Annotated in this window: 13 protein-coding genes and 2 pseudogenes; 4 read left to right on the forward strand and 11 right to left on the reverse strand. The window is 69.3% G+C overall.

Features of this window, described 5'->3' with window-relative positions:
- Nucleotides 1-18: 18 nt before the first annotated feature.
- Complete coding sequence (locus ACFV2X_RS01250) at nucleotides 19-738, reverse strand: hypothetical protein (protein ID WP_385609812.1); 720 nt, start codon at nucleotides 736-738, stop codon at nucleotides 19-21.
- 177 nt (nucleotides 739-915) lie between these two features.
- The gene (locus ACFV2X_RS01255) at nucleotides 916-2,181 is read right to left on the reverse strand and encodes a cytochrome P450 (protein WP_385609813.1); all 1,266 of its coding nucleotides are present in this window, start codon (nucleotides 2,179-2,181) and stop codon (nucleotides 916-918) included.
- 139 nt (nucleotides 2,182-2,320) lie between these two features.
- On the opposite strand from ACFV2X_RS01255, the gene ACFV2X_RS01260 reads away from it, so the two are divergent.
- Complete coding sequence (locus tag ACFV2X_RS01260) at nucleotides 2,321-2,818, forward strand: aminoacyl-tRNA deacylase (protein ID WP_385609814.1); 498 nt, start codon at nucleotides 2,321-2,323, stop codon at nucleotides 2,816-2,818.
- 119 nt (nucleotides 2,819-2,937) lie between these two features.
- Here ACFV2X_RS01260 and ACFV2X_RS01265 read toward each other — a convergent pair whose 3' ends face one another.
- The 6 genes from ACFV2X_RS01265 to ACFV2X_RS01290 all read right to left on the reverse strand — a co-directional run bounded on the left by ACFV2X_RS01265 (nucleotide 2,938) and on the right by ACFV2X_RS01290 (nucleotide 13,292).
- Nucleotides 2,938-5,625, reverse strand: a complete 2,688-nt coding sequence (locus ACFV2X_RS01265; RefSeq protein WP_385609816.1) for an endo-beta-N-acetylglucosaminidase — start codon at nucleotides 5,623-5,625, stop codon at nucleotides 2,938-2,940.
- A 31-nt stretch (nucleotides 5,626-5,656) separates the two neighbouring features.
- Nucleotides 5,657-6,964, reverse strand: a complete 1,308-nt coding sequence (locus ACFV2X_RS01270; protein ID WP_385609817.1) for a glycosyl hydrolase — start codon at nucleotides 6,962-6,964, stop codon at nucleotides 5,657-5,659.
- Nucleotide 6,965: 1 nt separating this feature from the next.
- Nucleotides 6,966-7,742: a carbohydrate ABC transporter permease gene (locus ACFV2X_RS01275; protein WP_385609819.1), complete on the reverse strand. Its 777-nt coding sequence runs from the start codon at nucleotides 7,740-7,742 to the stop codon at nucleotides 6,966-6,968.
- A gap of 92 nt (nucleotides 7,743-7,834) precedes the next feature.
- Nucleotides 7,835-8,791, reverse strand: a complete 957-nt coding sequence (locus ACFV2X_RS01280; protein ID WP_385609820.1) for a carbohydrate ABC transporter permease — start codon at nucleotides 8,789-8,791, stop codon at nucleotides 7,835-7,837.
- Nucleotides 8,788-10,095 (reverse strand): extracellular solute-binding protein, encoded by a 1,308-nt coding sequence (locus tag ACFV2X_RS01285; RefSeq protein ID WP_385609822.1) that lies wholly within the window; start codon nucleotides 10,093-10,095, stop codon nucleotides 8,788-8,790. The genes ACFV2X_RS01280 and ACFV2X_RS01285 overlap by 4 nt, the downstream gene beginning before the upstream one ends.
- A gap of 11 nt (nucleotides 10,096-10,106) precedes the next feature.
- Nucleotides 10,107-13,292, reverse strand: a complete 3,186-nt coding sequence (locus ACFV2X_RS01290) for an alpha-mannosidase (protein ID WP_385609824.1) — start codon at nucleotides 13,290-13,292, stop codon at nucleotides 10,107-10,109.
- Between the two features lie 153 nt (nucleotides 13,293-13,445).
- Here ACFV2X_RS01290 and ACFV2X_RS01295 point away from each other — a divergent pair, with 153 nt between their 5' ends.
- Nucleotides 13,446-14,561, forward strand: a complete 1,116-nt coding sequence (locus tag ACFV2X_RS01295) for a LacI family DNA-binding transcriptional regulator (protein WP_385609825.1) — start codon at nucleotides 13,446-13,448, stop codon at nucleotides 14,559-14,561.
- Between the two features lie 21 nt (nucleotides 14,562-14,582).
- Here the strand turns inward: ACFV2X_RS01295 and ACFV2X_RS01300 are convergent, their stop codons facing one another.
- Both ACFV2X_RS01300 and ACFV2X_RS01305 read right to left on the reverse strand, forming a co-directional pair.
- Entirely contained in the window at nucleotides 14,583-15,851 is a 1,269-nt protein-coding gene (locus ACFV2X_RS01300; RefSeq protein WP_385609827.1) for a methylaspartate mutase, read from the reverse strand.
- A gap of 13 nt (nucleotides 15,852-15,864) precedes the next feature.
- Nucleotides 15,865-16,344 carry a cobalamin B12-binding domain-containing protein gene (locus tag ACFV2X_RS01305; RefSeq protein ID WP_385609829.1) on the reverse strand — a complete coding sequence of 160 codons (480 nt, stop codon included), beginning with the start codon at nucleotides 16,342-16,344 and terminating at the stop codon, nucleotides 15,865-15,867.
- Nucleotides 16,345-17,094: 750 nt separating this feature from the next.
- Here ACFV2X_RS01305 and ACFV2X_RS01310 point away from each other — a divergent pair.
- Nucleotides 17,095-17,285: pseudogene (locus tag ACFV2X_RS01310) on the forward strand (response regulator); the annotation flags it as partial.
- 1 nt (nucleotide 17,286) lies between these two features.
- Here the strand turns inward: ACFV2X_RS01310 and ACFV2X_RS01315 are convergent.
- Nucleotides 17,287-18,825 carry a zinc ribbon domain-containing protein gene (locus ACFV2X_RS01315; RefSeq protein ID WP_385609830.1) on the reverse strand — a complete coding sequence of 513 codons (1,539 nt, stop codon included), beginning with the start codon at nucleotides 18,823-18,825 and terminating at the stop codon, nucleotides 17,287-17,289.
- 423 nt (nucleotides 18,826-19,248) lie between these two features.
- On the opposite strand from ACFV2X_RS01315, the pseudogene ACFV2X_RS01320 reads away from it, so the two are divergent.
- Nucleotides 19,249-19,779, forward strand: a pseudogene (locus ACFV2X_RS01320) (response regulator transcription factor); the annotation flags it as partial.
- Nucleotides 19,780-19,992 lie beyond the last annotated feature (213 nt).

Here is a 19,992-nt window from a genome sequence, read left to right on the forward strand (position 1 = left end):
CTCCCGGTCAGCGGTGGCTCAGGACAGGAAACTGCCGTACGGGCCGTTCAGGATCCCGTTCTTCTGGGACTGGCTGAAGTGACAGTTCGGGTAGTCGTAGAACGACGCGGACATCGGTGTGCCGTCGGTGGACGTGGAGTCGGGCAGACCGAAGGCGTGGCCCAGCTCGTGCACCATGCCGCCGTACCACCGGTTCATATTGCCGTTGGTACCGGCGGCACCGTCGGCGTCGTGACCGCTGAGGATCACCCAGCCGCCGCCACCGCCGCCACCGGAGACGCCCTGCTGCTCGGCGCTGATCTCGCCGACGCACAGCCAGCGCGAGTCCGGGGCGTTGAGAGCCAGCTTGCGCATCAGCTCCTGCTGCATGTTGAAGACCACCCACCAGTACGGGTCGTCGCCGTTCCGCGTGTTCTCGTACCAGGCCCGGTTGTGGTCGCCGTTGACCACCTCGACCGCCGGGTTGTTCAGCGTGAAGGTCTTGCCGAGTTCCTGGCGGTAGTAGCGCTGCGCCTCCTTCATCACATTGGTGATGCCATCGGGGTACCGCTGGTCGAGTGCCACATCCGTGGGCTTGAGCCAGAACACTCGCACGGTCTTGGACGGCGGGGCGGCGGCCGAACGCGCCGTCGCCCCAGTCGCCGCCTCGGCGACCCCCGTCAACACCCCGGAGCCCAACGCTGCCACCCCCGCCGTCGCGGTCAGCACCGCGCGGCGTGTCATCTTGCGACTATCCACCGAACACCTCCTCGATGAATCAGTACATGACAAGACGAAGTTAGCACCAACTTGCGGTATTGCGAATGACGTTCGAAATCTCGAAAACGCCTGGGCGGCGGGTCTTAACGGACACCTTCGAAGAAGGTGTGCCCGAAGCCCCGCCGACCCGGAGCGAAGGTCAGCCCAGAGCGCGGGTCAGCCCAGAGCGGGGGTGTACTCCACCGGAAGGGCCGCGATGCCCCGCAACCAGATGGAGGACCGCCACACCAGCTCCTCGGGCGACACGGCCAGCACCACATCCGGCAGCCGGTCGAGCAGCACCTCGATCGCCGTCATGGCGATCACCTCGGCCAGCTCCCGGGCCGGCACCGGGCAGCTGTGCTCTCCGTGGCTGAACGACATATGGGCCTGGTTGCCCGTCGCGTCGGCCCGGAAATCCGGCCGTACGCTCGGATCCGCGTTGGCCGCCGCGAGGCCCAGAACCAGGCAGTCGCCCTTCTTGATGCGCTGTCCGCCGAGGGTGGTGTCCTCGGCGGCCCAGCGCCCGATGAAGGCGGGAACCGGGGTGTTCTCCCACAGCACCTCGTTCAGCGCCTGACCGATGCTGCGCCGCCCGCCGGCCATGGTGATCGCGAACCGCTCGTCCGTCAGCATCAGCCCCAGCGCGTTGCCGATCCAGTCGGTCGTGCTCTGATGGCTGGCGTACACCGTGCCGATCAGATCGTTGACGATCTCCTCGTCGGTGAGCGCCGCCCGGTGCGCCGCCATCTGCGCCGGGATGCCCGGCATACCGGGGTTGCTCCGCACCTCGGCCATCAGCGTCACCATGCGGTTGTGCACCCGCTGGTACGCGGCCACGCTGCCCTCGTTGGCGCTGACCATCTCGACCGTGTCGCGCTGAATGGCCACCGCCGTGTCCGGGGCCAGGCCGAACAGCCGGGTCACCACCCGGATCGGCACCTGGCTGGCGTAGTCGGCCACCAGCTCGGCGCGGCCACTGCCCGCGAAGGTGTCGATCAGCTCGTCGGCCACGCGCTCGGACTCGGCGCGCAACTCGAACTGGTCCACCGACGCCAGCGCGTCGAACATCGCCTCGGCCCGCCGCACGTGCTCGGCGCCCTCGGCGAACAGCATGGTCGGCCGGTAGCCGACGAACGGCATCAGCGGCCAGTCGGCCGGGATGTGCTCCCATGCGTGCCAGCGGCGCGAGTCACGGGCGAAGAGCGTGGGATCGGAGGTGACACGGTGCAGCTCCCGGTAGCCGAGCACAAGCCAGGCCGGGATGTCGCCGTCGAGCAGGATCGGCGCCACCGCGCCATGGTCCCGGCGCAACCGCCGGTAGAGCTCAGCCGGGTCGGCCTGAAGCTCCTCGGTGTGCATCCGTACGGCGCCGGGGTGCGCCGGGCAGCCGGTGAGAGAGGATGGGCCGTCGACCGGCGAGGGGTGGTGCACGTTCGTCACGCTGTCAGCTCCGGGGCGAAGGAGTCGGGAAGTCCAGGGAGTATACGTACAGGTGAGCCGGTCGTCAGCGGCTGAACCTCCCGCAATGACGTCCCGCCATGAGAACCCGAGACTTTCCACGCACGGTAATCTCAGCGGGATGAACGCCCCCTCCCCCATCGGGCCCTTGGACATCCTTACGGCGCTCGGCGCGCCCTTCCGGCTGCATGAGCACCCCGACGCTGTCGGCTCCCTGGAGGCGTGCGCCGCGCTGGGCGTTCCGCTGGAGCAGACCGTCAAGACCCTCGCCTTCGTCACCCCCGAGGACCAGCTCCTGCTGGCGGCGCTGCCCGGCCACGCACGGCTGCGGTACGGCGTGCTGGCCCGCGCGGCCGGGATCCGCCGCGCCGATCTGTCCCCGGCCGGGGCCGACCGGCTGGCGCGGGCGGGGATGCGGCCCGGCGGGGTCTGCCCCGTGTCCGCGGACCGGGCCGCGGCGGTGGTGTTCGACGAGACCATAAGGGGCCTGGGGCGTGTGCACTGCGGCAGCGGCCGGCCCGACAGCAGCATCGAGATCGATACGGCGGATCTCATGGCCGCCGTCCCGACAGCCGTGAGCGCGCCGATCGCCGACCTCCCGACCAACCAGCCGGCGTAACCGACTCCGCCGCGACTGATCAGCTCCAGGCGTTGCCGGTGGGCGCGGCGTTCTCGGCCTGCCCGCGCGAGTCCCGATCGGCCAAGCGCGGGCAGGCCGCCTTTCCCGTGCTACGCGCTCTAGTTGCCGCGCAGCACCGTGGTGACCTTGTTCCCGGCGTAGTCCTCCAGCACGGCGACGACCTTGCTGGTGGAGCCGGCCATGGTCACCGTCATCGCCGGGCGGGTGGTGCGGCCGCGGACGATATACGGCTTGTTGCCCGACCCGTACGTGGTGGCGAACGACTTGGGCTGCCCGTCCTCCAGGACGGTCAGCGTGTGCCAGTCGGCAAGTGTCGGGCGGGAGAAGGTGAACGTATTGCCCGAGATCTTGACGGCGGTGGCGGGGTAGGGGCTGATCTCGGTATCGGCGAAGGTGCCACGTACACCTGTGGCCGTACCGTCCGTGCCGCCCGTGCCGTCGTCGGTCTTTGCGGTGAGGAGGTATTCGTCCCCGTTGACGGGTACGCCGGTCAGGGTCGCGCTCGTCTGCTGACCGGTCACCGTGACCTTCTTGGTGAAGGGGTTGGCGGTGTCGAGGCTGCGGACCTCCAGCGTGAGCGGCCGGCCGGTCTGCCTCGGGGACCATGTGGCCTTCAGCGTCCCGTCGGAGCCCGCCTTGGCGGTCAGGTCGGCCGGGGCCGAGGACAGATCGAAGGGCACGGTCGCGGGTTTGCTCCGGGATCCGTCGGGGCCGACCGCGACGAGCTTGATCGTCCCTGAGGTGGCGGTGAACCGCTTGACGTAGTAGACGTCGTCGTAGATGCCACCGAGGTAGGTGTCGTCGAGGTAGACGTCGTAGCGGCGGACCGTGTCGTAGTCGCTTCGCTGCCAGGACAGGAACAGCTCGTCGCTGCCCGGCAGCAACTGGTCGATGCGCAGCTTCTCGGGCTTGGCCGGGGTGCGGTCGACACCGTCGTGCAGGGCCAGGGCGCCCAGGTTGACCTGGTAGTTCTCGATCGGCTGTGCGCCTGCGGCGACGACGAGGCCAAGCGAGGCGATGTGCTCACCGGCGTACTTCGACAGGTCGGCGGAGACGGTGGTCCATCCCGCGGTGCGCTTACCGGAGCCGGACAGCGGCACCTGCACCACCTTGCTCGGATCGGAGGCCAGCACCAGCGCGAGCCGGAGCTGCGAGTCGTCGTCCGCCGAGGGCTTGTTGTACGTCAGGGAGAGGGACGACCCCGCCTTGACGCTCAGGTCGGTCTTGTAGAGGCGTACGGTGTTGTCGCTGTCGAGCCTGCCACTGAGCACCAGCGAGCTGCCCCCGTTGTACGCCCCGATCTTCTGGTACGAGAAGCGGCCGGCGGGCGTGTACTTGGGGCCGTAGTCGAAGTCGGCCCTGAGCGGCGAGCTCGCGGCGTCGATCCACCACTGCCAGGTCACCGGGATGTCCTGGAGGTTGATGTTGCCCCACTCGGCGCCGTTGGAGAGCTTGCCGTCGCTCCAGGTCGACAGGCCGTGTCCGGTGTTGAAGGACGTCGCGAAGGTGCCGCCCTTGATGACCGAGCGCTCGGCGACGTACTTCGAGATGCCCTTCCAGCTGCCCTCAGGCGTGGTGGACCCCTGGGACGAGCCGGTCCACCAGCGGCGTTCCCGGTCGAAGACCGCCGACTGCACCTTGTCGTCGGTCTTGTTCGCGTAGTCGGAGGAGACGAAGTCGGCGCCGAGCGTGGCGATGGCGTTCATGGGCGCGCCGTCGGTGCCGAGGTTGTTGTCGAGGTTGTACGGCTGGTCGAACTGGTACATGCCCGCCTCTACGCCGGCGAAGACGCTCTTGCGGGGGTTGAGGCCCAGGCTCTCCGCGTAGCTCTTCGACCGGGTGAGCTTGGACTTGTCCCACCAGTAGTTGAGGAAGACCGAGTCGGACACATCGCCCTCGGCCTTGTCCCGGACGAACGGGGCGTTGACCGAGTTGAACTCGTTCTGGTACGAGACCCTGCCGCTGGTGTTGTCGATGGAGTCGTACCACTGCACATACAGGCCGCCGTCGCGCAGCTGCTTGAGGAAGCGCTTGAAGGTGGGGATGTCGGCCGCGGCGACCGCGTCCTCCTGGTTGAAGAAGTAGCCGTCGAAGCCGTAGTACTTGGCGACCTCGACGAGCTTCGCGGCGGCGGGGAAGTTGCCGGCGGCGTCCCGGACGAGCAGTTCGGAGTACGTCTGGTCGCCCCGGTCGTTCGGAGAGAAGAAGATGCAGCCCAGCGACCGCACGCCGTTCGCGTGGGCGGCGTTGGTGTAGCCGGGGTTGGGCAGGTTGACCGCCCCGAACTCGAACCACTTCTCCTTCCAGTCGAGATTGGGGTCGTAGTAGTTCACGGGCACGCCCTCGGTGGGCATGCCGTGCCAGGAGGCGTACACATCGGAGTACTGCCAGTAGTTGAAGAGGTACTGGCTGAACTCGTTGGTGTACGGGTGGCTCTCGAAGAACGCGTTGCCGTAGTCGCCCGCGAGGGTCAGCTGTTGGGTGTCGGCGGGCAGCGCCGGGTTGCGCTGGGTGGTGGCATCGGGGGCTATCCGGGTCTGCAGCGGTACCTTGGCGCGCAGCAGCTCGGCGTCGGTGTCGTCGGCGGGGTTCCAGCGCAGCAGGTCGGTGGAGGAGTAGCCGTGCTGGTAGGGCTGGTTGGCGCCGACGGCGCTCTCGCCCGTCCAGGGCAGAGTGTCGCTGGCCACAGCGGTGCCGGCGCCCAGGGTCAGGGCCAGTGCCGCTGCCAGGGCACCGGTGCGTGCACGGACCGAGGCCCGTCTTGTGGTGTCGCGTTGTCGTGCCATGCCATTTCCTCGCTTTCCCTAGGGTCTGTCGTCAAAGGGGGCGTTCGTCCTGGGTGTGCGCTCGGTTGAGTACTTCCGCGTCGCTGACCGAGCTGTAGTAGGTGCGCCCGGTCGGCTGGGCAGGGATGAGGGATTCGATGCCGCGGACGCTCAGTGCGTCCGGGGCCGCGGCGGATGTGGACGTGGCCAGGGCGGGGCGCGCTCCGGCGCGGGCATGGTCCATCCAGGTCTCGAACACGCCACCGCCCGGGGCGAGTTCGGCGCGGGAGACGGGGACGTCCTCGTCGTCGACCGGGATCACGACAGCCTCGCGACGAGGCAAGGGGCGGGGTCGGTCACGGAGCTCGTCGGCGAGTGCGGCGAAGCGCCGTCCGATCGGCTTCACCGCGCCGTCGGCGTCGATCAGACCGAGGCTGTGCTCGAGATCGGGGAAGTCCCCGAGCCGGCGTGACACATCGTGCGAGCACCACCAGGTGATGCCCCACAGCGCCTCGCTGTCGGCCGCGGTCCGTACCGTCCGTTCACAGAAGTCGGGCGCCTGGTCCTCGGTGAGGTGGTTCAGCGGGGCTCCGACCTCCTGGAGCCACACCGGGCGGGCGGGGTCGATGGCGAAGGCGCGGGAGAGCTCGATGAGGTAGGCGGCGTGGTGGACGCTCTCATGGGACATGGCGCCGTACCCCTGCGCCGTTCCGTTGAAGATCCACGAGTGCACCACGCTCATCTGGCCGTACCGGCTGGAGTGGGCCGGCACGAAGGGGTGGCCGTCGGCGTACCAGACGGCGTCGTATTCGGCGTTGAGCCGAAAGTGGCGGCGGTCGCGCGGCCCGGTGCCGTGCAGGGCGTCGAGCCAGGACGTCACCTGGGGGGTGGTGGCGGGCATCCGGTTGGGGTGCACCGCCGAGGTGAACTGGTTGACCTCGTTGCCCAGGGTCAGCCCGAGGAAGTTGGGCAGATCGTGCAGCTGCTCGTCGAACGCCTCGACCAGCAGGGCCTGGGCGGCGATGGCGTCGGGGTCGCTGAACATGCTGCGCCGGTGCCAGTTCGCCAGCCAGCTCGGCACGAAGTCGAAGCCGGACAGATGCCCTTGGAGGACATCGACACTGGCGTCGAGTCCGGCGTCACCGGCGATCTCCACGACCTCGCGGATGTCCTGGAGGGCGCGGTGGCGGATCAGGGTCCGGTTCGGCTGCACCACGGGCCACAGCGGCAGGATGCGTACGTGGTCGATGCCCAGGCCGGCCAGGGCCTTCATATCGCGGCGGGTAGCCTCCCGGTCCGGGGCCAGCCAGGAGTAGAACCAGTCCTGGGAAGGCGTGTAGTTGACTCCAAACCTCAGCATGTCAACCTTTCAGGCCGCCGGCTTCCAGCCCGCGGAAGAAGTAGCGCTGCAAGACGGCGAAGAACGCCACGATGGGGAGCAGGGCGATGATGGTGCCGGCCGCGATCAGGCGCGGGTCGTCGTAGAAGGTGCCGCGCAGCCGGTTCAGGCCGACGGTGAGGGTGTAGTTCTGTTCGTCCGACAGGACGATCAGGGGCCAGAGGAAGTCGTTCCACGAACCGACGAAGGCGAAGATGGCCACCACCGTGATCACGCCCTTGACCTGCGGCACGGATACCCGGATGAACCGCTGCCAGGCGTTGGCGCCATCGACGATGGCGGCCTCTTCGAACTCCGCGGGGAGGTTGCGGAAGGCGTTGCGCATGAGCAGCACGTTCAGCGCCGCCACCAGGGTCGGCAGGGCGACCCCGAACAGCGTGTTCACCAGCCCGGCGGTCCTGACCGTGAGGAACTGGGCGATCAGCACGGTCTCGGACGGGACCAGCAGGGCGGCCACGACGACCGCGGTCGCCAGGCCCCTGCCGCGGAACCGCAGCTTGCCCAGGGCGTAGCCGGCGCAGGTGGCGCCGACAACGTTGCCAACCACGGCCATGGCCGCCACTGCCAGCGAGTTCAGCAGATAGCGCGGCACCGGAACGCGGTCGAGCACCGTGGCGAAGTGGTCGAGGGTGGGGTGTTTGGGGATCACCGCGGGCGGCCGGGTGTACAGCGGTTCACCGGAACCTTTGAGGGACAGCGAAAGCTGCCACACCAGCGGTCCGGCCAGGAGCACGGCCATGAGTACGAGGATGAGACAGCGCGCCACGGAGCCCGGCCGGGCCCTGCGCCGCCGGGCGGCCGTGGTGCGCGAGCGGGAAGAGAGCTGAGCCATCAGGAACTCCTCTGCCTGCGCTGCACGGCGAGTTGTACGAGCAGCAGCGCGCCGAGGACCACGAACATGAAGAGGCTGATCGCGCCCGCGTACCCGGTGCGCGCCTGCAGCCCGGTGCCTTCCCGCTGGATCAGCATGGTCATGGTCAGATCGCCGCCGCCCACTCCTCCGGTGCCTCCGGTGAGCACGTAGATCTCGCCGAACACGCGGAAGGCCGCCACGGAGGACAGCACGGCGATGAGGGTCATCGTCGAACGCACCCCGGGGACCGTGACGTTCAGGAAGGTGCGCACCACACCGGCGCCGTCCATCGCCGCCGCGTCGTACAGGCTCTGGTCGATATTGGCCAGGGCCGCGAGGTAGATGACCATGTAGTAGCCCAGGCCGGTCCATACGGTGACGAACATCGCGCTGAAGAGCAGCAGCCACCGGTCGCTGAGGAAGGGTACGGGCTCGGCGACCAGGTGGAGCGTGTCGAACAGCGCGTTGACCAGACCCCGTTTGTCGAGCATGTTCGTCCAGATCAGCCCGACGACCACGGGCGACATGACGACGGGCAGATACATGGTGGTGCGGAAGAAACCCGAAAGCCGTCCCGCGCCGCTCACCAGCGTGGCGAGGATGAGCGGGAGGACCACCATGCAGGGCACCACGCACACGGTGTAGAGCGTGGAGTTCAGCAGGGCGGTGGTGAAGCGCTCGTCGGCGAACATCCGGTGGAAGTTCTCCCAGCCGACGTAACTCCCCTGCCGCAGCAGGGTCGAGTCCGTGAAGGCCAGCCCCAGGGTGTTCGCGAACGGCACCATGACCATGAGCACGATGACGGTCAGCCCGGGCAGCAGAAACAGCCACGGGGTCAGGAACCAGCGGTGCGTGGCCAGGACGGTCCCCCCGCGGCGAGGCGGACGGCCGCCGCCTCGCTTGAGGGGGGTCCCAGGCCGGGGTTCGATGGTCACTTGTTGGCGTCCAGGCGCTCGTTGGAGTACTTGACGGAGTCGTCCAGCGCCTTCTTCACCGACTTCTTGCCCAGCAGCGCCTGCGCTATCTGCTCGCGCAGCGTCTGGCTGTCGGCCGACCCGGAGAACGCCGGCGGCCACCACACGACGGCCTTCTTCACCTGGGCGGTGCTCTCCAGCCGCACCTTGGTGGCCGGGTCCCCGTCGCCCTTGGTGAAGTACGCGTCGTCCAGCGTCCCGGCCGACGAGGGGAAGACCGAAGCCTTCTTGGCGAAGGCGAGCTGGTTGGACGAGTCCGTCACGTACTTGGCGAAGGCGAGCGCCAGGGACTGGTTCTTGCTGTTGGCGTTGACGACCAGGGACTCGATGTACATGTTGGGCGCGCTGTTGTTGATCCGGGGCCCGATGCCCAGGTTCTTGTAGACCTCGGGCGCGGTGGCCTTCAGATCGTCCAGCGTGTACGAGCTGCCGGGCAGATAGGCCAGGCGGCCCGCCTTGAACTCCTCGACCTCCTTGGTCTGCAGATTGTTCAGCGCCTCCTCGTCCATCCCCTTCTTGGCGTACAGCTTGCGGAACCGCTCGACGTACTCCACGCCCTTGGCGTCGTTGTAGGTGAACTTCTCGCCGCGCTCGTCCATGAGCGGCACGCCGTACTCGCCGAAGGTCTCGATGGCGGGCATCCTGGCGATCATCATCGTGTCCGAGCACTTCTCGGCCATGGTCTCCGCCTGGTCGAACAGCTCGTCGTAGGTGGCTGGCAGCTTGTCGGGGTTCAGCCCGCACTTCTTGAACAGGGCCTTGTTGAAGAAGGACGGACCGGTGTTCAGATACCACGGGTAGCCGTACGTGCCACCGCCCAGGCCGTCGAAGGTCATGGCCTCCCACGCCTTGTCCAGATACTTGCCCTTGGCCTTCGGGTCGGCCTTGCCCAGGTCGAGCAGGACACCCGCCTGTGCCAGGGTGTAGGCGGCCTCCGGCCCCATGTCGACCACGTCGGGGAGGGAGTTGGCCGCGGCATCGGCCGACAGCTTGTCCTGGTAGCCCTCGGCGGGCTGGTCCACCCACTTGATGTCGGTGCCCGGGTGGGCCTTCTCGAACGCGGCGATGAGGCCATTGAAGTACGAGGTGAACTTGTCGTTCTTCAGATTCCAGGTCTGGAAGGTGATCTTGCCGGACACCTTTCCGTCCGATGCCTTGGCCGAGGTGTCGCCGCCACCACCGCCGCCGGTGACACAGGCGGACAGCAGCAACGATCCGAGGGCCAGTCCCGCGGTGAGCGCGGCCCGTCTTCCCGCTGACTTCATTCGTCTTCTCCTCACATGGGGTGTGCGATGGCGCCTTCGGGGCAGGGTGCGATGCGCAGGGTCGCCACCTGGAAGGGGCCGAGTTCCAGGGCCGCACCGTCGGCGGGACGGCGCGCGCCGGCCGAGGTCCGGGGCAGCGCCGTGGACAGGTGGTTGCTGGCGGCGTCCTCGGCGACTTCTTCGGCCGGGAGTTCGCGTTCCAACAGATCGGTCTCCCATACGACGGCGTCCGCGGCGAGTCCGGCACAGGGTCGGAGCAGGGCTCGCGCCCGGGCGCCCTGCGTCTCGTAGACCCGTACGATGACGTCGCCGGAGCCGTCGTCGGCGAGTTTGATCCAGTCGACGACGGCGTGACCCGTCAGCGGCTCGATGGCCACCAGGGGTTCCCGTGGTGGGAGCGCCGCGATGTCGGGCGCGTTGAACAAGGACGCGGCCTCCACCGCGGCGGGCACATCCGCACCGGGCAGCAGCGCCCAGCGGAAGTGGTGGCGGCCCACATCGGCGTCCGGGTCCGGGAAGCGGCTGCCGCGCAGCAGCGACAGCCGTACGACGGTGGAGTCGCGGTCGGCGCGGGCGTCGGCGCCGTACATGGTGTCGTTGAGGATCGCCAGCCCAAAGGCGCCGTCGGCCACCTGGATGTACCGGTGCATGGCGGCCTCGAACATCGCGTCCTGTGCCCCGGTGTTGACCAGGAGCGGCCGCTCGACGTAGCCGTACTGCGTCTCGAACCGGGCCGTACGTGCCATGACGTGGACCGGCAGAGCGACCTTGAGCAGGCGCTCACGCTCCTGCCAGTCGACCTCGCACTCCGTCTCGAACCGTCCGGTGCCCGCCCGCAGCCACATCGTCAGCGTGACGGTCGACGCACCGAACCGCCGGACGACCTCGACGCCGGCGTCGGGTCCGTCCTGGACCACGGTCCGGCTGGTGACGTCGTCGACCACCTGGAAGTGCCGCAGGGCGTGGCGGTCCACGTCCCATGCGTCCCACCGCACCGGCTCGTCGCGGAACAGTTGCAGTACGCCCGCGCGCCCGCAGGGCGGCACCACCTCCCGGCCGCCGCGCAGGTCGACGAGCGAGGTGATGTGGCCGTGGGCGTCGATGACGACCCGCAGCAGGCCGTCGTCCAGGACAGTCGCACCGGCTTCCCCGTCGGCGATCCGGACGGGGTCCGGCTCGCTCTCGGCGTCGGCGGTGCATGCCGATACGAACGGAGGAAGCAACTCTGCCGTCTGCCCGTGCGTCTTTCCGTCCGTCGCGGTGCCCAGGGCCTTGGCCGCCTCGTCGATGAGCTCCCGCAGGCGGGCCTCGGTGGCCCGGTAGGTGTCGCGGGCCTCGCGGTGCACCCAGCTGATCGACGTGCCCGGCAGGATGTCGTGGAACTGGTGCAGAAGCACGGCGCGCCAGATCTCGTCGAGGCGATCCTTCGGATAGGGCGCCCCGCGCAGGACCGTGGCCGCCGCGCTCAGATACTCGGCCGCCCGGAGCAGCGATTCGCAGGCCCGGTTGTGCCGCTTCATCGCCACCTGGGAGGTCAGAGTGCCCCGGTGCAGCTCGAGGTACAGCTCCCCGCGGTGGACGGGTGCCAGCGGCGGCGCGACCGACTCGACCTCGCGCAGCTCCGCCTCGGCGTCCTCGAAGAACTCCGCCGGTGTCCGGGACACCACGCGTGGCGCGCCTTCCAGGTCGGCGAAGCGGCGCAGCCGTTCCGCCATCTCCCGGGTGGGGCCGCCCCCGCCGTCGCCATAGCCGTAGGGCAACAGCGAGTGGGAGGCGATCGCCTTGTCCTTGAAGGTGGTGACGGCGTGGCGCAGTTCGCGGGCGGTGACCTCGGCGGCATAGGTCTCGGCGGGTGGGAAGTGGGTGAAGATCCGGGTGCCGTCGATGCCCTCCCACCAGAAGGAGTGGTGCGGGAAGGTCGTGGTGTCGTTCCAGGAGATCTTCTGGGTCAGGAACCAGCGGGCCCCGGCCCGCCGCGCCAACTGCGGCAGGGCGCCCGAGTAGCCGAAGGAGTCCGGCAGCCACACCTCCCGCGCCTCGATGCCGAAGCGGCTCTGGAAGTAGCGCTTGCCGTAGGTCAGTTGGCGCACCAACGACTCGCCGGTGGGTATGACGCCGTCCGGCTCCACCCACATCCCGCCGACCAGCACCAGTTGCCCGCGCTCGACATGGTCCCGGACCCGTGCGAAGAGTTCGGGGTAGTGCTCCTCGAGCCACGCGAAGTGCTGCGCCGCCGACATGGTGTAGACGAGATCGGGATGGGCGTCCAGCAGGGCGAGGGCGTTGGAGACGGTCCTGGCGAGTTTGCGCACCGTCTCGCGCAGCGGCCACAGCCACGCCGAGTCCATATGCGCATGCCCCACCGCGGTGATCCGGTGGGCGGAGGAGTGCGCGGGCGCGGCCAGCAGCGGCGCCAAGACGGCGCGTGCCAGGCGCGCGCTGCCTTCTGCGTCCGCCTCGTCGTAAACGTCCAGAGCGTGCTCGATGCCGCGGAGCAGCCGCCAGTGGCGCGGCTCGTCCTCGGTGAGTTCGGCGGCCAGACCGCCGAGCACGTCCAGGTCGGACTGGAGCGCGTACACCTCCGGCGAGAACACGGCGGTCTCCGCACGCCGTAACCGGAACTGCTCGAACGGCTCCTGCGCGCCCTTCTCACCGTGCTCGGTGACGACGAAGGGCGGCAGCCCCAACAGGAGCGGGTTGGCCGCGGCCTCCACGTAGAGCTCGAAGTGGCCCTCGGAGTCGAGCAATCCGCTGCCGGCGGCACCTTCCCACTCGCGGAGTTCCCTGAGCCGGATCGCCGTCTGCCGCGGGTGCAGCCCCTTGACGATGGTGCCGTCCGGTGTGAAGACCAGGCCCTCGCAGTGACCGCCGACGGAGTGGTCGAACCAGCCCAGGTCGAGCAGGAGGTCGATCGCTCCGGAGGTTTGGGGCTCGACCTTGCCGCGGATGCGGAACCAGGTCGTGGACCACGCCGGCCCCCAGGCGTCGCCCAGGGCGAAGGGGCGGTAGTCGGGACGGCCGCGCTGCGGTTCCGGCGTCAGCCCGAGCGCATGACGGGGGCTCACCGGCTCGCCGTCGTCGCCGACCGCCCATGCCTCGATCTCAACTGCCCCCAGACGGCGGTGGACCTGGGGAAAGATGCGTTCCCGACGCACGCGGTCGAGCCGCTCGAGTGTCCTGCTGAAGTGATTGTGCATGCGTGGTTCTCTCCGCGGAGGAGGAGCGACAGGCCATCTAATACGTTTTAGTAGTAGCGCGAGTGGCGGCAGATTAATACGTTTCAGTTCGGCGGTCACCGCAGCGCGTTGTCACGTTTGTGTAAAGTCCATGTGCGCCACGATGGAGGGTCGATGTCACCGAAGAAGAACGCCTCGTCAGGAGCGGAGGCGGACTCGGGCTCCCCCGGAGGCACGCCCATCGGGGAGCCGCCGCCCCGGCTGCGCAGCACCGACATCGCACGGCTCGCGGGCGTCTCCGTCGCGGCCGTGTCCATCGCGGTCAACGGGCGCCCCGGTCTGAGCGATGCGACCCGCAAGCGCATCCTCGATGTCGCGGATGAACTCAACTGGCGCCCGCACCTGGCCGCTCGGGCGCTCAAGGGCGCGACCAACGACGTGGTCGGCATCGTCATCGCCCGTCCCGCACGCACGTTGGGCGTCGAGCCGTTCTTCGCCCAGTTCCTCTCCGGGCTGCAGTCCTGTCTGTCCAACCGAGGGATCGCCACCCAGTTGCTCATCGTCGAGGACACCGCGACCCAGATCGCGGTCTATCGGCGCTGGGCGGCCGAGAACCGCGTCGACGGGCTCGTCCTGCTCGACCTCGCGGTCGACGACGTACGGCCACAACTCGTCGCCGATCTCGGCATCCCCGCGGTAGTGCTGGGAAGCCACGGCAACCCCATGCCGCTGACCAGCGTCTGGGTCGACGACCACGCCGCGACGGTCAGCATCCTGGACCATCTGGTCGGCCTCGGCCACCGGCGCATCGGCCACGTCAGCGGCACCGTGTCCTACCAGCACACCCAGCGCCGGCTGCGGGCGATCGACGAAGTACGCGACTCGGCCGGCATCGACGTGACGTCCATCGCCACCGACTACTCCGACGCCCAGGGCGCGTCGGCGACCCGCCGGCTGCTCGAAGCGCAGCCGCGCTACACGGCGGTCGTCTACGACAACGACGTGATGGCGGTCGCCGGACTCGGCGTGGCCACCGAGATGGGCATCCCCGTGCCCGACGAGGTGTCCGTCGTGTCCTTCGACGACTCCGTCCTCACCACCATGGCGCGCCCCACCCTCACCGCGCTCACCCGCGACACCTTCGCACTCGGCACGCTCACGGCCACCGAACTGCTCCGCGTCATGGCCGAACGCCCCCAACCCCGCCCCGTCCAGGCCCCCACTCCCCAGCTCGTCGTACGGCAGAGCACCGCCCCTCCCGCCGAGGGAGCGAACGTCAGCCGAGGCTGAACCTGACGCCTGGCGGGGAGTTCACACCAGATCGGCAGCCATGGGATTGTCGAATTTCCGGCGCATATAAGAAAGATCCTTGAGAAGGTCCGCCGAAGTGAACCGCCCGCCACCACCCCGCCGTGGGGAGCCGCCGAGCGGCAGGGCACCGGTGGACTCCCAGCGCAACCGGCCGTCGTCGTCGATGAAGCTGCGCGTGTCTCCTCTGTTGTCCGGGTGCAAGCAGTAGGGGATGTCCAAATACCCTCGTTCGAAGGCAAGCAGCAGCGCGCGGCCCACATCGGGGGCGAGGTTCAGCACCGCGCCGACCAGCGCCGCCGCCTCCTCGTACGTACGGGAGTCGGCGTCGTCGGCGGCGCGGGCGCGTGCGCGGGCCGTCGGGACGCGTCCGGCCGCCCAGGCCGCGTATTCCAGAGCGCGCACATTCTCGTCGATGGTGGGGATGCGCCGTGATTCGGAAGCCGTCTTGACGATCAGCCGCTGTGCGCCGCCGACGACCGCGAGCTCCGCCGCCTGGCCGAGCAGGCGGTAGGCGCCGTCGAGCGTTTCGGGGTAGAGGCCCATGTAGGTGTAGACGACGACATGCCAGTCGACGGCCGGCAGCAGCTCGCCGCACAGCCGCCGCAGCGCCGCGATGGCCTCCCGGTCCTGCGTCGGGTCGGTCTGCTGGGCGTAGCTGACGGATACGCTGCGGATGCCGTGCTGGACGAAGAACAGGGCTTCGAGCACGCTGATGGCCACCAGCTGGCCGGGCGGGCACAGCTGTCCGAGCATGCAGCCGCCGAACGTCTCCAGATGGGGCTCCATACCGGTGTCACGGAGCTGCGCGAAGAGTTCGCAGCTCACCTCCCAGTTGCGCACGGACTCGGACAGCGGTGTGCGGCCGTACGGCAGGCAGTAGGAGACGGGGCCGCCCTCGGTGGCGCCCAGGCGTACGGGGAGCAGTGCGCGGAAGATGCCCACCGGGTTCGCCGAGCCGTGCCGTACCTGTACGGGGAAGTCCTCGCCCTGGATGCCGGACAGCACCTGTGCGGTGGTGGCGGCGGGGTGGCTGACCAACGGGTAGCCGTTGAGGTCGATTCCCTCGCGCAGGGCGGTGGCGACGGCGTCCAGGCGTCCCACCCGGGTGTGCGCGTCGACGGTGATGGTGCCGACGGTACGGGCGGCGGCCCCGCGGGTCGCGGCGAGCCCGGCGCGCATGGCGGCCGGATCGCTGAACCCCATGCGGGGTTGTACGACCAGTCGGCCCTGCGCCGCACCGGCCCGGACGAATGCTCCAAAGTCCACCACGCCTACCGCTCGCTCATCGCGCGCCGTGGGCCTGGGCGAGGGGCCGGCCCAGGCTGTGGGTGACCGTGACGGGCAGCGCGGCGGCGAAGGCGCGCAGGGTGGCGGCCGGGTCGCTGCCCTCCTCGACGACCTCGTCGAATCCGGCCGCCCGAAGCTCCTGTGCGCGGACGCCGTCCGCGCCCTTGACGCCGAGCTTTCCGCCGATCACCACCGGGGTGACGGTGAGCCGGTGGTCTGCCCGCAGTTTCTTGATGACCCGCAGTCCGTCCTGGTAGCCATGGCCGTTGACGCTGCTCACCGCGATGAACGCGGGGGAGATTTCGGCGCATCGGGCCACCAGCAGATCGTCGGGGACGCAGGGGCCCAGGTTCACCACGGAAAAACCCAGTTCCTCGATGAGTAACTGAAGGAACACCAGATTCCAGGTGTGGGAGTCCGAGGCCATCGTGGTCACGACGGCGGTCTGTCTCGTATCGGTTCGCTGGCCGGTCATATGACCGTTCCCCCTTCTGATAGTTCCATGAGTCTCATACGGCCACCTCGACACGCGCGTGGTCCGCGATGAACAGCGGGAACCGCGGCAGCCCCACGCGGGGAAATCAGGAAGAAGCCGGGGGTCGAATTCGTCAACCTGGCCCGGGAAGACACCCCGAGAATCGACAGGGAATTCCATTGACCGCAATGCGCCCATCCGGCAGCAAGGACATGCTCGACAACACGCAGAAATTCCCCCGCCCCGCGCGAAAAGTGGACATTGCGCCCGCCGGCACCTTCTCCCGTCGGAAGACGGCCCCCGCGTTCCGGAACCTCCGAGAAAAACCCATCAGAGACCTCGCCACCCTAACCCGCGGGGCTGATACGGAGTCAAGGTTTTCTCACCGGCATATTCGTCGCGGTGAAGCTTTTCCCCTTCGTCGTGCGGACAACTCACCGCGCCATTCCGCGATTTGCGGCAGCGGGCCGTATCCGCCCGGCTCGGCTATGGCTTGGCCCGGACCAGCCCGGCGTCGTCGGCCTCGTCGCGATCGCGCTCCTGCTGCTCTCGGGGCTGCGGCGCCTGACTGCTGCTGGCCGCGCTGGGTGGCGCCGTCCTGGCAGTGCTGCTGGCGCCCGGTGCCTGGACAGTCAGTGTTCCCGGGTCCACCTCCGCGATGGGCGACCACTGCGCCACGGTCCCTGCCTCCGCCTACGGAGGCAGCACCGACGGCTCTGGAAGCCAGGCGCCACCCAGTTTCCCCACCGCATCCTCGTCGTCGAGGACGACCCCGGCATCTGCCTGCTACTGGAGTCGGCCCTGGGCCTGTCCGGATACCAGGTGAGCAGCGCCGCCACGGGGCGCGACTCCCTGCTGGAGTCGAGCGCTTCCGCCCCGACCTCCTGTTGCTCGATGTGATGCTGCCCGACCTCGACGGCTTCGAGGTCACCCGAAGCGTCTCTAATCGGCTTGGGTTTCCTGGGTGATCCCGGGTGTTCGGAACCGCTGGGGAGGGTGACTCGGCCACGGTTGTCCCCGGGTGGGGGTGGTGTGGGCGTGGCGGTGGAAGCCTGCCCCGAGTCTGGCCCCGTCCGGCCGGTGTGGCCGGGCGGGGGTGCCGATCGTGGTCGGTCCCTGCTGCCGTGAACACCGCTGGCCGCGGTGGGTCGGGTGCGTGGGGGTCCACCCCGCCGGACGCTTGCCACCCGGTCGCGCCCTGGTTGGGGTGCGGTTCTCGGGTGGGGCGGGGACCCTGCGCCGCTTCCCGGGCACAGGGCGTGTTGCTGTGGGTCCGCTCTTGGTGCGGTCCCAGGTCTGCCGCTGGACCGTGCTCGCCCGGTCCAGGGCCTCGACCACCGTACGTATCACGAAGGTGCCGCTGCCGCGGTCGAGGCTGGTCTTGTGCTGGTGCGTGAGGCCGCGGGCGCCAATCCTCTGCCAGGCGGCGTTGTCCCGGCCGGTGCTGTAGCCGCACGTGGTGTTCGGGCAGGTGGCCCATGCCCAGCCCGGCGCCTGATTGTTGGGGGCTTTGTGGTGGCGGAAGGCGGTCAGGCAGTACGGGCAGTACTTCGACGTGCCCCGGGGCGGGACGATGACGACCGCGATGCCGTGGGTGGCGGCCTGGTGGCGCAGGTGGGTGACGATCGCGCCGCGCACGGTCTGGGACAGCCGTGTGTTGAGTGTACGGCCCTTGCCGCGCGCCTGGATGTCGCGCAGGTCTTCGAGGTAGATGACCCGGGCTCCGGCGGCCATCGCGTGGTCGGTCATGAAACGGGCCGCCGCCCGGGCCAGCGCCGCGTTCAGCCGGGTTCGGCGCCTTGCGACGCGTTCCCGCTCGGCCTCAAGGACGGCGAGTTTCGCCACCAGCCGGGGGTTCGGGCGCATCCCGCGCTCCTGGCGGGATGCGATCAGCGTGCGCAGCTGGTCGATGCGGGCGCTGATGTGCTCGCCGTGGATGCGGAGCCGGTCGGCCTTGGCCAGCACCCCTCCCGCACGGAAGTACACCGGGTGCCCGTCGGTCAACGCACGGGGCTGGGTCTCGTGGGTGAGGTGGAGGGTACCTCCGGTGAGCAGGGTGTTCAGCCCCCAGTCGAATGCCACCGCGATGCGGTGTCCGGCCCGCTCCGGCTTCGGGGCGGCAAGCGCGTAGGGCACATCGAGAAGCAGCCGCCCCTCACGGACGCGCAAGGTCGGGGCGCACAGCACCGCGGTGGCGGGCACATGCGGCGGCAACCGGAACCGGATACGCACCGGACGCCAGTCGGCCCGGCAGACGGGCGCGGGCTTCACCGGCAGCCGCACCGTCAACACGCCGTAGCGGAACGGACCTTCGGGGCAGCGTTCGATGGTGGCGAGCTGCTTGTCGACCGCCGCGAGCACCACGTGCCCACCCGCCCCCGGTGCCTGCTCGCACTCGGTCAGGCCCGCCGGCAGCCGCCCGTACCGGGCCTGGAAGGCGGCGATCTGCCGAGTCCGGGCCAGCAACACACCGCTCGGCACCGCCGGACCCCAGCCGCCGCAACGCCATCCACCCCTGCGACGGCAGCGGCGCGCCCAACTGGTCGACGCCAGAGGCGAGCCGGGCCAGATCGGGCACGTTCCAGTGTTCCTGGACCACCCCTGCCGCCAGCGACCCGACCAGCGCGGTCAGCCACCCGGCCCGCTCCACCAAAGCCGCCTCGCCCAACTGCTCCCCAGCCGTCGCATCCACACCCCGCAGCGCGCGGGCGCAGGCCGCCGCGACCTGCTGCACCTCCCCCTCACCCACCACAACCCTGCGCCGCACCCCACCCACCCCCTCACACGCCTCGCCCCACGACGGCCTGACGATCACATCAACGACCAAACCCCCGTACGGGTTACGCACACCCATTCACTCCGCCGCGAAACCCAGGAAACCCAGGCCAAACGTTCCACTGTTAACGGACCCTGCGCGCGGTCGGTGTGCGCACCCCGGTCCTGTTCCTGACGGCCCGCACCGAGGTCGGCGACCGCATCGCCGGCCTCGGTGCGGGCGGCGACGACTACGTCGGCAAACCGTTCAGCATCGAGGAGGTGCTGCTGCGCATCCGCGCCATCCTGCGCCGTACGGGGCACGATGTCCCGTACGAGGTGGGCGAGGACGAGGCCGAGGTGCTGCGCTACGCCGACCTCGAACTGGACGAGCGAGCGCATGAGGTCCATCGGGCGGGCCAGTACATCCCACTGTCCCCGACCGAGTTCAAGCTGCTCGCCTTCCTGATGGAGAACCCCAACCGGGTGTTGAGCAAGACCCAGATCCTGGACCGCGTCTGGGGCTACGACTTCTCCGGCGACGGCCGCATCGTCGAAACGTATGTGAGATACCTGCGGCGCAAGATCGACCACCTCGATCCGCCACTGATCCACACCCAGCGGGGCGTGGGGTACTGCCTGCGCCTGCCGCGCGACCACACCCCGTGGACCGAGGGATGATCCGCCGGATCCGCGGGGCGCCGCCAAACGGCCCGGGTCGTTGCGCAGCCGCCTGGTGTGGGGTGCGGCGCTGCTGGCCGCCGTGGCGGTGCTCGCCGCTCAGACCATCGGATTCCTGGTGCTGCGCTACGCCGACCTCGAACTGGACGAGCGAGCGCATGAGGTCCATCGGGCGGGCCAGTACATCCCACTGTCCCCGACCGAGTTCAAGCT

The organism is Streptomyces sp. NPDC059679 (genome assembly GCF_042734105.1).
In the GTDB taxonomy this organism is placed as follows: Bacteria; Actinomycetota; Actinomycetes; order Streptomycetales; family Streptomycetaceae; genus Streptomyces.

Bases quoted from the DNA above. Each gene is read 5' to 3' on its own strand.
- ACFV2X_RS01260 (WP_385609814.1), top strand. From the start codon at position 2,321: ATGAACGCCCCCTCCCCCATCGGGCCCTTGGACATCCTTACGGCGCTC.
- ACFV2X_RS01295 (WP_385609825.1), top strand. From the start codon at position 13,446: ATGTCACCGAAGAAGAACGCCTCGTCAGGAGCGGAGGCGGACTCGGGC.
- ACFV2X_RS01305 (WP_385609829.1), bottom strand. From the start codon at position 16,344: ATGACCGGCCAGCGAACCGATACGAGACAGACCGCCGTCGTGACCACG.
- ACFV2X_RS01275 (WP_385609819.1), bottom strand. From the start codon at position 7,742: ATGGCCGTGCTCCTGGCCGGACCGCTGGTGTGGCAGCTTTCGCTGTCC.
- ACFV2X_RS01285 (WP_385609822.1), bottom strand. From the start codon at position 10,095: ATGAAGTCAGCGGGAAGACGGGCCGCGCTCACCGCGGGACTGGCCCTC.
- ACFV2X_RS01290 (WP_385609824.1), bottom strand. From the start codon at position 13,292: ATGCACAATCACTTCAGCAGGACACTCGAGCGGCTCGACCGCGTGCGT.
- ACFV2X_RS01265 (WP_385609816.1), bottom strand. From the start codon at position 5,625: ATGGCACGACAACGCGACACCACAAGACGGGCCTCGGTCCGTGCACGC.
- ACFV2X_RS01270 (WP_385609817.1), bottom strand. From the start codon at position 6,964: ATGCTGAGGTTTGGAGTCAACTACACGCCTTCCCAGGACTGGTTCTAC.